Origin of the sequence: Pedobacter borealis DSM 19626 (genome assembly GCF_000708285.2) — a bacterium.
GTDB classification, from domain to species: Bacteria; Bacteroidota; Bacteroidia; order Sphingobacteriales; family Sphingobacteriaceae; genus Pedobacter; species Pedobacter borealis.
The window spans coordinates 39351-52562 of the sequence record NZ_JAUG01000024.1; the positions used below are offsets into that span (position 1 = coordinate 39351).

Annotated in this window: 12 protein-coding genes; 10 read left to right on the forward strand and 2 right to left on the reverse strand. The window is 39.1% G+C overall.

The genetic code is table 11. From position 1 onward, the window contains the following. Positions 1 to 59 precede the first annotated feature (59 nt). Positions 60 to 2144, forward strand: a complete 2085-nt coding sequence (locus AW17_RS09145; RefSeq protein ID WP_029275830.1) for a S9 family peptidase — start codon at positions 60 to 62, stop codon at positions 2142 to 2144. A 325-nt stretch (positions 2145 to 2469) separates the two neighbouring features. Here AW17_RS09145 and AW17_RS09150 read toward each other — a convergent pair whose 3' ends face one another. After that, positions 2470 to 4104 (reverse strand): ABC transporter substrate-binding protein, encoded by a 1635-nt coding sequence (locus AW17_RS09150; protein WP_029275831.1) that lies wholly within the window; start codon positions 4102 to 4104, stop codon positions 2470 to 2472. Between the two features lie 46 nt (positions 4105 to 4150). On the opposite strand from AW17_RS09150, the gene AW17_RS09155 reads away from it, so the two are divergent. After that, positions 4151 to 4603, forward strand: a complete 453-nt coding sequence (locus AW17_RS09155; RefSeq protein ID WP_029275832.1) for a substrate-binding domain-containing protein — start codon at positions 4151 to 4153, stop codon at positions 4601 to 4603. 302 nt (positions 4604 to 4905) lie between these two features. Here AW17_RS09155 and AW17_RS09160 read toward each other — a convergent pair whose 3' ends face one another. After that, complete coding sequence (locus AW17_RS09160) at positions 4906 to 6243, reverse strand: sigma-54-dependent transcriptional regulator (RefSeq protein WP_029275833.1); 1338 nt, start codon at positions 6241 to 6243, stop codon at positions 4906 to 4908. Between AW17_RS09160 and AW17_RS09165 the strand changes: the two genes are divergently transcribed. From AW17_RS09165 to AW17_RS09195, 8 genes are all read left to right on the forward strand, one after another. Continuing rightward, positions 6233 to 6547, forward strand: coding sequence for a hypothetical protein (locus AW17_RS09165; RefSeq protein ID WP_029275834.1), 315 nt, complete (start codon positions 6233 to 6235; stop codon positions 6545 to 6547). The two genes, AW17_RS09160 and AW17_RS09165, sit on opposite strands and share 11 nt — an antisense overlap. A 225-nt stretch (positions 6548 to 6772) precedes the next feature. Further along, entirely contained in the window at positions 6773 to 9241 is a 2469-nt protein-coding gene (locus AW17_RS09170; RefSeq protein ID WP_029275835.1) for a PIG-L family deacetylase, read from the forward strand. Between the two features lie 57 nt (positions 9242 to 9298). Beyond that, the gene (locus tag AW17_RS09175) at positions 9299 to 9520 is read left to right on the forward strand and encodes a hypothetical protein (RefSeq protein WP_029275836.1); all 222 of its coding nucleotides are present in this window, start codon (positions 9299 to 9301) and stop codon (positions 9518 to 9520) included. Next, entirely contained in the window at positions 9501 to 9755 is a 255-nt protein-coding gene (locus AW17_RS25370; RefSeq protein WP_209444222.1) for a putative toxin-antitoxin system toxin component, PIN family, read from the forward strand. The genes AW17_RS09175 and AW17_RS25370 overlap by 20 nt, the downstream gene beginning before the upstream one ends. Continuing rightward, positions 9721 to 9927, forward strand: coding sequence for a putative toxin-antitoxin system toxin component, PIN family (locus tag AW17_RS24610; protein WP_209444223.1), 207 nt, complete (start codon positions 9721 to 9723; stop codon positions 9925 to 9927). The genes AW17_RS25370 and AW17_RS24610 overlap by 35 nt, the downstream gene beginning before the upstream one ends. Positions 9928 to 10093: 166 nt before the next feature. Then, positions 10094 to 11788, forward strand: coding sequence for a sodium:solute symporter family protein (locus AW17_RS09185; protein WP_029275837.1), 1695 nt, complete (start codon positions 10094 to 10096; stop codon positions 11786 to 11788). A gap of 91 nt (positions 11789 to 11879) precedes the next feature. Next, a complete protein-coding gene (locus tag AW17_RS09190; RefSeq protein ID WP_029275838.1) occupies positions 11880 to 12503 on the forward strand; it encodes a class I SAM-dependent methyltransferase in 624 nt (207 codons plus the stop codon). Between the two features lie 144 nt (positions 12504 to 12647). Continuing rightward, complete coding sequence (locus AW17_RS09195; RefSeq protein ID WP_029275839.1) at positions 12648 to 13166, forward strand: DUF2911 domain-containing protein; 519 nt, start codon at positions 12648 to 12650, stop codon at positions 13164 to 13166. Positions 13167 to 13212: the final 46 nt, after the last annotated feature.

Consider the following 13212-nt stretch of genomic DNA (forward strand, 5'->3'; position numbering starts at 1 on the left):
GAGTCCTAACTGCACATCGGTTAGGGCTTTTTTTATAATTTATCACAAAATATCAAGCAATGAAAAAATCGCTGTTTATACTGCTTATACTAATATCTACCGTTAAAATTTTTGCGCAGAACTTTACACTGAAATCAGTTTTAAGTTATCCTTTTCCCACACAATTGGTAGCCTCGCCCGTTGGCTCTAAAATAGCTTGGGCCGCAAATGAACAGGGAAAAAGAAACATTTATACTGCTGAAGCGCCTGATTATAAAGCAATAAAAAATACAGATTATAATGATGATGATGGGCAGGAATTAACCAGTTTATCTATTTCTGCAAATGGCAAATGGATTGTATTTGTACGTGGCGGCGATCATGGTGGAAGAGATGGCGGACCGGTTAACGCAAACTCATCTCCAATTGCACCAAAAATACAGGTATTTGCTGTGCCTTTTGGCGGTGGAAAAGTTATTGCAATAGGTGAAGGCGATAACCCCATTATTTCACCAAACTGCGAACAGGTGCTGTTTAGCAAAGCAGGTCAGGTGATGGTAGCCCCGATTGATGGATCGTCTCCGGCAAAAAACCTGTTTTACGCAAAAAGCATCAACTCAGGTTACAAATGGTCGCCGGATGGGAAGAAGATTGTGTTTGTTTCCAACCGCACAGATCATTCTTTTATAGGTATTTATACCGGTCAGCAAACGGCGATACAGTGGTTATTGCCATCTTTTTCTAAAGATAATGCACCGGTTTGGTCACCAGACGGCAATGCGATTGCTTTTATCCGCACAGCAGGAACAGGTATAGAAACGGATTCGATTTTAACGCGAAAACATCAACCTTGGGCTATCTGGACGGTTAACGTAAATACTGGAGAAGGAAAACAGATCTGGAAAGCTCCCGAAACGATCAGGGGCTCTTATCCTTCAATTGATGGCGGTGCCAATTTGCAATGGGCCGATGGTAAGATAATATTCACTTCATATGAGGACGGTTGGCCGCACTTGTATGCTATTAATCCTGATGGATCAGGCCGTTTATTGCTTACCCCAGGTAATTTTGCTGTTGAAAACGTTAAACTGAGCAACGATAAAAAGACATTGGTTTTTGCAGCAAACACAGGTAAAGAACCCGATGATTTAGATAGGAGGCATATTTACAAAGTAGCAGTAAATAAGGCAAACGTGGAGGCATTGAGTTTTGGCCAAGGTATTGAAGCCTATCCCGTAATTTCTGGAGATAACCGTACTTTTTTCTGTTTAAGTTCTACAGCAGCAAGGCCGCTTTTACCAGCTGTGCTAAATGATGAAAAGGCAGTTAAACTCATCGGCGAATCACTTATCCCTAACGATTTTCCCATCAAAGAAATGGTAATTCCAAAACATGTAAATTTTAAGGCACCCGATGGCCATACTGTATATGGACAATTGTTTTCTCCAAAAAAAGCAGCTAAAAACAAGTCAGCAATCGTATATGTTCATGGTGGCCCTCAACGGCAAATGTTTTTGGGTTGGAACCCGATGGATTATTATTCAATTGATTATGCTTTAAACCAGTACCTGGTGAATATGGGGTTTAAGGTTTTAGCTGTAAATTACCGTTTGGGTACTGGTTATGGTTTTGATTTTCATAAACCTTTAAATGCCGGGCCACAGGGAGCAGCAGAATATCAGGATATAAAGGCTGCAGGCGAATGGTTAGCGAATCAGAAGGATATCAATAAAAATAAAATCGGCATTTATGGAGGTTCATATGGTGGCTACTTAACTGCGCTGGCACTTGGAAAAGATTCTAAATTATTTGCAGCTGGAGTAGATATCCATGGCGTAAATTATAGGTTTAGTAATCCAGGAACCGAAGGAAAGGAACCTGCCCCAGATGCTGCGCTGGCCGCCAGGGTAGCCACATCATCATCTCCGGTGAGTTACATCAACACGTGGACATCGCCAACATTGATTATACATGCTGATGATGATAGGAATGTTGCTTTTACTCAGAGTGTTGACCTTGCCAAGCGTTTTGAAGATAAGAAGTTTGATTTTGAATTTCTGGCCATTCCTGATGATACCCATCATTGGATGAAGTTTTCTAATGGTTTAAAGGTGAGTGAGGCAATGGCCGATTTTCTTAAAAGGAAGTTAATGGATAAGAAGTAAATATTTTTTAGTAAAGCAAAAACAAAGCGCACTGTCATCCTGAGGACTAATTTATAGTATAAAAACTAATATAAGTAACAGAGGATTTTAGGGAATTCTAGGCTGCGAGGCATCGTCATTGCGAGAAGGCTTTTTCAGCCGACGAAGCAATCTTTATCGCATAGATCATTAACATGAAAGATTGCTTCGTCGTTCCTCCTCGCAATGACGACCTTTCTTTTGGAATCTATCAATGGTTGCTTGTTGGAGGACAATATTTATTTATTGTAGATTGTTAAAGGTCTTCGACAGGCTCAGACTGACAACGTTTAAGTTGACGATTTTTCTATTTCTTTTTGATCCGTTTCAAAATCATTAAACTCTGTGGATTAAAGGAATAACCTGAAATGTTGTTTTGAAGCATCACTACAGATTGATCGTAGAAAAGCGGAACAACAGGAGCAAAATCCATTACCATCTGATCCATTTTGCGGTACAGCTCAAAGCGTTTTTCTTTATCGGTTTCATAATAGCTTTTCTCAAACAGCTGATCGAATTCTTTATTGTAAAAAGCAGTGTAATTTGGTCCATAAGGGACTTTATTTTTTGAGTAAAACATGGATAAGAAATTCTCTCCATCGCCATAATCGGCCAGCCAGGAACCACGGAAAAAGTTTACGCTGTTTTTCGACATTAAATCCCTTAAGCTGGCACTTGGGCTTACATCAATTTTAACTTTAATACCTATTGCAGTAAGTTCGCCCTGAATAAATTCGATCAGGTCTTTGTAAGTTGTCGTTGTATTTAGAGTTACTTCTCCCATACCTTTCCCTTCTGGGAAACCAGCTTGCTCTAAAAGTTTAGCAGCAAGTTTTGGGTTATAGGCATATCCCTTTACAGCGAGGCTATCAAAACCAGGCATGCCTTTAGGAATGAAACCAGATGTTGCCGCTATGCCAATGCCATTTCTTAGGTATTTAATCAATCTGTCGCGATCGATTGAATAATTAATGGCCTGCCTGATTTTTTTTAAGCGCAATGGCGATTTCTTCACAATCGAAAGATTGGTATCAACCAATATACCTACATACTCGGTACACAGGTATGGGCTTTTGGTTAATGTAAATTTTCCTTTGTACTTCGAGGTCATTTTTCCGCTTTTGGTCAGGATATCGTCGCGGTAACTGCCGTCAACATTATAGTAGAAATCCAGATCCTTTTTCAGGAAACTCATGAAACCACTTTGTTTATCGGTGATGAAGCTGGCTTTTACAGCATCAAGGTAGGGTAATGCCATTCCTTTGGCATCTTTTTCAAAATAATGCTCGTTTTTTAAAAGCACTAATATTTCACCTTCTTTCCAGTATTTAAATTTAAAAGGGCCGGTGCCAACAGGATGACTTCTGAAATCCTTACCATAATGTTCTACAACTTCTTTGGGTACAACAGAGCAGTATTGTGTAGTGAGTAAACTCATAAAGGGTGGGAAAGGACGCACCAGTTTGATCTGGAAAGTAGAATCATTTAACGCGATAAAATTATGCTTATCCTTCACTTTATCACTAAAAATCCACCCGCCCGATGAGGCGACCTTTGGATCGATTAAACGATAAAAACTATATACAAAATCACTTGCAGTTACTTTGCGGCCTTTGCCATTTTTAAAAATAGGATCATCATGAAAGTAAACATCATTACGCAGGTTAAAAGTGTAAGTTAAAGCATCTTCCGAAACCTGCCAGCTTTTGGCTATACAGGGCAGTGTTTGCAAGGATGAATCGATCTGTACCAAACCATTAAAAATCTGGTTGGTCATCCAGATCGCATTCTGGTTGCGCGCAAAGGCCGGATCAATAGAGGTTAAACCCTGATCGAGATTAATATTAAAGACTTTTTTGTCCTGATGATCAGCATTTTCCTTACATGAAAAGAATAAGCTTACACAAAAAAACCAAAATATATAATTAAATGAGCCTCGCATGCGATCAGGAATGTTATTTTTGCACAAATTAATAAATTTAATGCAGATGTCTTTTTTAAACGATTTATTTATCGGCCTCGATGCTGCTCACCAAGAAGAATTACAGGAACGTTTAGATTTAGTGGAGCACAAGATTAAGTTTATGGATAAAATGCCTGTAGCCTGCTTAGATACGAGCAACAATCCGGAATATTTTTTATCAGAAGAAATTTCGCTGGCAGGTGGAATGATAGCGACTGACATACTAAGCGCTGTTTTTATTATTTACTATCAGCCGGGTAAAACTTTAACCGATTTAATGAGAGAAGTACCTGCGGCATTAAATACCGATTGGCAAGCGGTGCAAAACAACAGAATTATTTTATTGAATGACGATGTCAACCGCGAAAGAACAGCTGAAAATGCCGTTTCGCTAATAGAAGATATCGCCGAAATGTTACACCCGGGTTCTTTTATCTTTGGCCACGAAGGTGATAAATGGATTAGGTTTGGCGCATAGCGATTGTGAGATTTGAAATGTTAGATATGAGACGTTAGATATGAGATTGGAGACGAAAAATTTGCAATTTTACAACATTCTATGCTTGCGCTCGTTTCCAAACGAGTGCATAAATAATAATACGATTTAATCGTTTGAGACGATAAGCAATTCAACGCTTGTTGGCCTAATCTTATGGGTAGGTTGGCAGCCTTTCAACTAAAAGATTGGTTTTTCTGTCAGCAAGAGAAAATTTTACAACTTCCAGCCTGTAAACTTTCCAACTTTTACCTTTAACCTTCCGGCCCCCTACCTTCCAGCCTTTAAATTTCCTTAATTTGGTACTCTTCTATTTTACGGTAAAGTGTGGTTAAACCGATCCCCAGTAATCGCGAGGTTTCTGTTTTATTCCCTTTGGTATGGATGAGTACTTTTTGAATGTGTTGCTTTTCTATCTGTTGTAGATTATAATCGTTTTCTATCGGTGCAAATTCAAAAAATTCAGGAGGTAAAGCGGTAGCGCTTAAGGTATCTCCATCCGACAGGATTACCAAACGTTCGATCACATTTTTAAGTTCCCGGATATTTCCTTTCCAGCTATGATCGCTCAATATTGATGAAATTTTATCATCCATTTTTGGCGCTGATCGGTTTACCTTATCGGCAAATTCTTTCAGATAAAACTTAGCCAATGCCGGGATGTCGGCTTTCCGATCGCGTAACGGCGGTAAGGTAATGGTGAAAACCGAAAGCCGATAATAAAGATCGGAGCGGAATTTTCCAGAGGCTGCATCGGCTTTTAAATCTTTATTTGTGGCGGCTAAAATCCGAACGTTTACCTGTTGTGTTTGGGTATCGCCCACTTTGATAAAAGTCTGGCTTTCGAGTACACGCAATAGCTTGGCCTGTAAATCGAGGTTCATCTCACCGATTTCATCCAGTAATAATGTACCGCCGTTAGCCTCTTCCAATAGTCCTTTCTTGTCTTTATTGGCGCCTGTAAAAGCCCCGGCTTTGTATCCGAATAATTCGCTTTCCAGTAAATCAGGGCTAAAACCGCTGCAATTTAAGGCCACAAATGGTTTTGCACCCCTTGGGCTTTCGTAATGGATAGATTGAGCAAAAACTTCCTTTCCAGTTCCTGTTTCGCCCAATAGCAAAACAGTAGTATCGGTTACGCTTACTTTCTTAGCCAGATCAATCGCTTCCTTTAAAGCTTTTGATTGACCGATTATGGTTTCGAAGCTGTGTTTTTTAGCAATTTTGTTTTCCAGATCGGAAACCCTGCGCTGCAGATTTGATTTATCCATCGCCTTGTACAAAAGCGGAATAATCTTGTCGTTATCATCGCCTTTTACCAGATAATCAAATGCCCCGTTTTTAATCGCCAAAACGCCATCGGCAATGGTACCGTAAGCGGTAAGGTTTATAATTTCGACATAAGATTTTATGGCTTTAATATCCTTAACCAGTGCTACTCCATTAACATCAGGTAGTTTAACATCGCTGATTACAATGCTTACATCGTTATTTTTAAGCAATTTAAGGCCTTCTTTTCCAGTATTGGCCTGTAGGGTTTTAAAGCCCTCTAATTCTATAATCCTGGAAAGTAAACTGCAGATTTTCTTTTCATCATCGATGATGAGCACCATGCCATTCATAGGTAAAATTTATGCTGCAATATTAAGGATAAAAATATCGAAAGATGATGAGGTGGATAAAATAAACAACTTTCTTTCCTCGGTCTGTGTCCCCACAGAACGAAAGGATAAATATTACAAATTGGCTTTGCAAAAGAAAGGAGTGGTCTGTGGGGACACAGACCACGGGTTGAAAGATGATGAGGTGGATAAAATAAACAACTTTCTTTCCTCGGTCTGTGTCCCCACAGAACGAAAGGATAAATATTACAAATTGGCTTTGCAAAAGAAAGGAGTGGTCTGCGGGGACACAGACCACGGGTAGGGATTAAATGATTTTTCTTCCTCGGTCTGTGTCCTCACAGAACGAAAAGGATATAGAAATGAGTGGTCTGTGGGGACACAGGCCACGGATGGCGTGGAAAAAATAAACGGCTTTGGTCTTTAAGCTTTAGACTTTAGATTCCCGACTTATTTTGTACCTTTTTCGTTTCCAAAGCATTAAAGTAAAAGCTTTTTGAGCATATTTGGTTTTTGCAAAACAAATTCTATGTTTAAGAGACTAACCGCAATATTCATATTTTGCTTTCCAGCAGTTTTTTGTGCTGCTCAACAAGTACGCCCAGCCAAATCTTCTGAAATTTATAGAGAGATAAAAACGTTAAAACACCTTCCGAAAGTTTTATATCTGGCTGCTCACCCCGATGATGAGAATACTGGTTTATTATCTTGGTTAATCAACGATCAAAACGTAGAAACAGCTTATTTGTCGCTTACCAGGGGAGATGGCGGACAAAACCTTTTGGGCACCGAACAAGGTGCGGCCTTAGGCCTGATCAGAACACACGAACTTTTGGAAGCCCGTAGATTGGACGGTGCGCAACAATTTTTCACCAGGGCAATCGATTTCGGCTTCTCTAAAAATACCAACGATACTTTTAAACAGTGGGATGCTGATAGCATTACCGCCGATGTAGTTTGGGTGATCAGAAAATTTAGGCCGGATGTAATTATCTGCCGTTTCCCGCCAACTGCTGCTGCGGGTCACGGACAACATGCTGCTTCTGCTGTTGTTGCAGAGAAGGCATTTAAGGCTGCTGCCGATAAAAATATGTTTCCAAACCAGCTTAAATATGTATCTGTTTGGCAACCAAAAAGACTATTGTGGAACACCTTTAGGTTTGGTTCGGTAAATACCACAGCCGAAAATCAATTAAAGGCAACCGTTGGGCAATACGACGCACAATTGGGAATGGGTTATGGTGAATTGGCAGGATTAAGCCGAAGTTTACACAAAAGCCAGGGAGCGGGAACACAGTCGGTGGCCGGTGTACGTTCCGATTATTTTACAAATGTTTTAGGCGATCCTGCTAAAAGAACTTTGTTCGATGGCTTAAGCCTTAACTGGTCAGACAAAGGTATAGGCGATATTGACGAACTGATCGATATTATCCTGTTATCTTTCAATTATAACCAACCCGATAAGAGCCTGCACGGACTGTTGATGCTGAGAAAGAGAATTGCTGAATTGCAAGATGCAGCCTTGAGAAAAGATAAACTTGCGGCTATCGATAACATCATTTTAAGCAGCGTAGGTTTTATGGGCGAAGTGGTAACCAATCAACCTGAAGCAATTGTCGGCAATAGTTATAATTTCCGTTTAAACTTAATTTCAAGATCGGCTACTCCTGTTACCATTGAAAGTGTGAATTGGTTAAACCAGACAGATAATTTAAATAGAGCACTCGCTAACGACTCGCTGATTACCATTGAACGCAAGATTCAGATTCCTGCTGATGCGGCACTTACTGAACCTTATTGGTTAGCTAAGCCTGCAAAAGATGCGGCAACATTCAGCGTAGCTAATGATACTTTAATCGGGCTTCCGGAAATGCAATCGCCTGTTAATGTGCTGTTGTCGCTAAAAATAGAATCGGAAAAATTTGAAATCAGATTGCCTTTATCTTATAAAAAATTAGATCCTGTTAAAGGTGATGTTGTAGAAGCCCTCAGGATCATCCCTGCACTCGATTTAAGTTTTAGCGAGCCAGTTTATTTCGCTAAAGAAAAAGAAGCTTTAAATGTTAGCCTTCGTTTGAAGGCCAATAAAAATATCAATTATGGTAAGATAAGTTTCAAGATCGGCAACCAGGTAGTGAAAACCTTCCAAGGGATCAACCTGGCAGAGAATTCCATCAATACGATGAATTTCCTCCTCCCGGTTGAAGATTTAGCCAAAATTAAAACCAGCCAGAATAAATTAGAAGCTGTTTTCTCATCAGAAGCGAATGAATATTCAAAAGGCCAGGTATTAATTCAGTATCCTCATTTGCCCACCCTACAGTATTTTGTTCCGGCCACAACCTGGTTGATTAAAGGAGACGTAAAGGTGCTGGCGAAAAAAGTTGGGTATATTGAAGGGGCCGGAGATCTGATCCCTGAGTTTTTAAGACAGGCAGGTTTGCAGGTTGATGTATTAACAGAAGCAGATATCCTGAACTCAGCAAAACTGGCAAGTTACGATGCCGTGGTAACAGGAGTAAGGGTAATCAATACCGAAAAAAGAATTAAAAACTGGCAAACTGCTTTGCGCGGTTACGTAGAAAACGGTGGAACCATTGTGATGCAGTACAATACCACACAAGATATGGCACTACAGGATTTTGGTGTTTATCCGTTCAGCATCAGTGGTAAAAGGGTGACCGAAGAAAATGCAGAAGTTAAATTTTTAAAACCTGAACATAAACTGTTAAACTACCCAAATAAAATTACTGCTGACGATTTTAATGGATGGGTGCAGGAGCGCGGTGCTTATTTCCCTGATAAATGGGATGCCAAATACGAACCGCTTTTCGAGATGCACGATACCGATGAAGAACCGCTTCAAGGATCGACCTTGTATGCAAAATATGGCAAAGGGAATTTTATTTATACACCATTAGCTTTTTTCAGACAATTGCCTGCCGGAAATGTAGGTGCAGCCAGATTGTTCTTTAACTTTTTATCGGCTGGGAAATAGACGATAACTAAAGGCCCCAAACAATGAAAATTGGTTTCTTTTATTTAAATTTGATATATGGACACTATGCGAATTAACATATTAAACCCAAAAGCTACTAAATTATTGAAAGACTTAGCTGCTTTAAAACTTATTGCTATTCAAGATGTTTCCAAAAATGGATTTGCAGAGGTATTGAAAAAACTACGTTCTAAATCTCAAACCATCCCTACATTCGAAGATATAACAAATGAAGTAGAGTTGGTTAGATCTAAACGTTATGCAAAATCTGAAAAGTAGGATAATTCTCGATACTAATCTTTGGATTAGCTTTCTAATCTCAAAAGATTTTTCCAAGCTTGATGAAATAATTTTCTCGAAAAAGAGCATTTTAATCTTTAGCCAAGAACTATTAGAAGAATTTCTTGAAGTTGTTAAGCGCCCAAAGTTTAGGCGTTATTTTGCGCAAACAGACATTGAAGAATTACTTGAAACTATAGATGAAATACGGAAAATTCATTGTAGTCAAATCTAAAATTGAAATTTGTCGAGATGCAAAGGACAATTTTTTACTTTCGCTCGCTGTTGATGGAAAAGCTGACTTCTTGTTAACTGGAGATCAAGATTTATTGATGATAGAAAAGATCGGCAAGACAAATATTAAAACAATTTCATCATTTTTTGAAGATGAGGTTAACAAAGTATAACGAATCAAGAACTTTTGAATGTAGTTATTATTTGTGTCTAATTTTTCGGAATGTTGTCCTTAAAAATGAAAAATCAATTCAAAAACTGGAATACCTGGTATATTTTACTCGCTTTGGCGCTGGTATTTCAGATTGTATTTTATTACCTGTTTACTAAATTCTGGGCATGAGTAATATCGATTGGGCGGTACTGATATTTACTTTGCTTGCTGTGGTAACCTATGGTGTTTTTATTGGTCGTGGGCAAAAAAGCAATGCTTCCTATTTAAAGGCCGATAACAAAATGCCCTGGTACATTGTGCTATTGGGTATTATGGCTACGCAGGCCAGTGCTATTACTTTTTTATCAGCACCAGGACAGGCTTATACCGATGGCATGCGCTTCGTGCAGTATTATTTTGGTCTGCCGTTGGCAATGATTGTTATTTGCATTACTTTCATCCCGATTTTTCAGCGGTTGAATGTATATACCGCATACGAATATTTGGAAAACCGTTTCGATAAAAAAACAAGGGTTTTAACTTCGTTGCTGTTTCTGTTTTCGCGGGGATTATCGACAGGGATCAGCATTTATGCACCAAGTATTATCCTCTCGAGCGTTTTAAACTGGAATATTTATTTAACCAACGTACTTACCGGAGGGATTTTGTTGATTTATACCTATGTTGGTGGTGCAAAAGCAATTGCACACACACAGAAACTGCAGTTTTTGATCATTTTAGGAACAATGGCCTTTGCCGGATATCTTTTGGTACAGCATATGCCTAATGGAATCGGGTTTAAAGATGCGCTTTACCTTGCCGGGAAATCGGGTAAATTAAATGTAATTACCACCGAATTCGACTGGAAGGATAAATACAATATCTGGAGTGGTTTAATCGGAGGTTTTTTTCTCGCGCTTTCTTACTTCGGGACAGATCAGAGCCAGGTGGGAAGATACATTACTGCGAAAGACAATACCAATGCAAAAATGGGCTTACTGTTGAATGGACTGGTTAAAATCCCGATGCAGTTTGCTATCCTGTTAATCGGTGCATTATTGTTTGCTTTCTTCTCACTAAAGCCCGCACCGATTTATTTCAATGAACGCTCCTATCAGTACTTAAAAGAAACTCAGCCTCAACAAGCGGCAGCTTTCGAAAAAGAACATAACGCTTTAGCGCAGAAATTTAACCAGCAATCAAAAAATATCCTTGTAGAAAAAGAAAAGCAATTACCATCTTTAAATTCTTCGATAGAAAATTTTAAATCAACTCAAAAGCAGGTGAAAGAACTGCACGGCAGGGTAGAAGAGGCAATAAACAAATCGAATTATAACGCAGAGAAAACCGATACCAATTATATCTTTTTGTACTTTGTAAAGAATACTCTTCCGGTTGGGATGATCGGTCTGCTTTTCGCGGTCATCTTTTTGGCCAGTTGGGGATCTATTTCTGCAGCGCTGAATTCGCTTGCGGCCTGTTCGTTAAAAGATGTACACCTCATTTTTGGCAAAAAAGAAGTAGACGACGAGACTGAACTGAAATATAGCCGTTTGCATACTTTGGCCTGGGGCATTTTTTCGATAGCTGTTGCCATGTTTGCTACACAGATGGGCTCGCTAATCGAAGCCGTTAACGTATTGGGTTCACTTTTCTATGGACCAATCCTGGGTATTTTCCTGGTGGCATTTTATTTTAAAAAGATAAACGGACCTATCGTATTTATTGCGGCGATCTTATCCGAAATTGCAGTTGTAGCTGTATATGAGTTCGATATTGTCTCATTCCTTTGGCTCAATGTAATCGGCGCAGCAGCAGTAATTATGTTCTCGGTAATTGGCCTCTTGTTTTCTAGCCCAAAAAACGTAGCCGACAGATAAACTTAATTTTTACGTGGAGCAGATATTTGCTCCCCGAGTGCAAGCCTAAAATTTAATACCTTTATTTTCGACAAAATAGATAACCCTAAATATGAACAAAGCTTGGGTCGATCGATGGAATGACCGATACAGTGCCGATGAGTTTGCTTATGGCGAACAACCGAATAACTATTTAAAAGAACAGTTGATGCAGCTCGATACCGGAACAATACTTTTTCCGGCAGAAGGCGAAGGCCGAAATGCTGTTTTTGCAGCTAAACTCGGTTGGAAGGTTTCGGCCTTTGATATCAGTATGGAAGGAAAGAACAAAGCACTTCAACTCGCAGAGAACAATAATGTTAGCATTGATTACCAGGTGGGCGAACTTCAGGAGCTGAACTATAAAGCTGAACAGTTTGATGCCATTGCCTTAATTTTTGCACACTTTCCATCGTCGATTAAATCAACTTACCACAAAACACTGCGCAATTATTTACGCAAGGGCGGTTTGCTTATTTTCGAAGCTTTTAGCAAGAAACATCTTGATTATCTTGCCAAAAACGAAAAAGTTGGTGGACCAAAAGAAATCGATATGCTATTTTCGATCGAGGAAATAAGAACTGATTTCGAAAATTATGAGATTCTTGCGCTTGAAGAAAAAGAAATTGAACTGAATGAGGGTTTGTTTCATAACGGCCTGGGCTCAGTAATCAGATTTATTGGAAGAAAGAAATAAAGCGGTTTGGTCTATACCTGAGAAATGAATTCAAAAAACAGTAAAATCTGCACAATTTTTTAGACACTAGGATTATAGTTTTTATCAACCTAAAGCCATAAATTCGTAAAATCAAAAACAACAAAAACAGATAAATATAATACTATGAAAACGATGATTAAATCAATCGCGTTGCTATTTACAGCAATTACTATTTCTGTAAGCGCAATGGCACAAGATGCGCAGCCTAAACCAAGTCCTGCTGCTACAGTGACAGGAAAAGTTAAAGGTGCAACCATTACTATCAATTACAGCAGCCCTGCCGTAAAAGGACGTAAAATCTGGGGCGGTTTAGAAGCCTTTGATAAAGTATGGCGTGCAGGTGCAAACGAGGCTACTACTTTCGAAACGGATAAAGATATCGTAGTTGAAGGTAAACCTTTGGCCGCAGGTAAATACAGCTTCTTTTTAATCCCCAAAGAAAACGGAACCTGGACAGCTATTTTTAACAAAGAACCAAAACAGTGGGGTGCTTACAAATACGAAGAAGCTAAAGATGCTTTGCGTGTTGATGTTAAAACCAAAGCCTTAAAAGCTACACAAGAACGTTTGGTTTATAAAATTACCAAAAGCGGATTCGCTTTAGAATGGGATAAAATTTCTGTTCCGGTTAACATTAAATAATAAGATAAAATTATTTCACAGCCGTCCTAATTTTACATTTGGACGG

What these genes read in the sequence shown, in the direction of transcription:
- AW17_RS09150 (WP_029275831.1), bottom strand. Translation starts at nt 4,104, where the DNA reads ATGCGAGGCTCATTTAATTATATATTTTGGTTTTTTTGTGTAAGCTTA.
- AW17_RS25370 (WP_209444222.1), top strand. Translation starts at nt 9,501, where the DNA reads ATGCAAAATCTGAAAAGTAGGATAATTCTCGATACTAATCTTTGGATT.
- AW17_RS09165 (WP_029275834.1), top strand. Translation starts at nt 6,233, where the DNA reads ATGCCATTCATAGGTAAAATTTATGCTGCAATATTAAGGATAAAAATA.
- AW17_RS09190 (WP_029275838.1), top strand. Translation starts at nt 11,880, where the DNA reads ATGAACAAAGCTTGGGTCGATCGATGGAATGACCGATACAGTGCCGAT.
- AW17_RS09145 (WP_029275830.1), top strand. Translation starts at nt 60, where the DNA reads ATGAAAAAATCGCTGTTTATACTGCTTATACTAATATCTACCGTTAAA.
- AW17_RS09170 (WP_029275835.1), top strand. Translation starts at nt 6,773, where the DNA reads ATGTTTAAGAGACTAACCGCAATATTCATATTTTGCTTTCCAGCAGTT.
- AW17_RS24610 (WP_209444223.1), top strand. Translation starts at nt 9,721, where the DNA reads ATGAAATACGGAAAATTCATTGTAGTCAAATCTAAAATTGAAATTTGT.
- AW17_RS09195 (WP_029275839.1), top strand. Translation starts at nt 12,648, where the DNA reads ATGAAAACGATGATTAAATCAATCGCGTTGCTATTTACAGCAATTACT.
- AW17_RS09155 (WP_029275832.1), top strand. Translation starts at nt 4,151, where the DNA reads ATGTCTTTTTTAAACGATTTATTTATCGGCCTCGATGCTGCTCACCAA.
- AW17_RS09175 (WP_029275836.1), top strand. Translation starts at nt 9,299, where the DNA reads ATGGACACTATGCGAATTAACATATTAAACCCAAAAGCTACTAAATTA.
- AW17_RS09160 (WP_029275833.1), bottom strand. Translation starts at nt 6,243, where the DNA reads ATGAATGGCATGGTGCTCATCATCGATGATGAAAAGAAAATCTGCAGT.
- AW17_RS09185 (WP_029275837.1), top strand. Translation starts at nt 10,094, where the DNA reads ATGAGTAATATCGATTGGGCGGTACTGATATTTACTTTGCTTGCTGTG.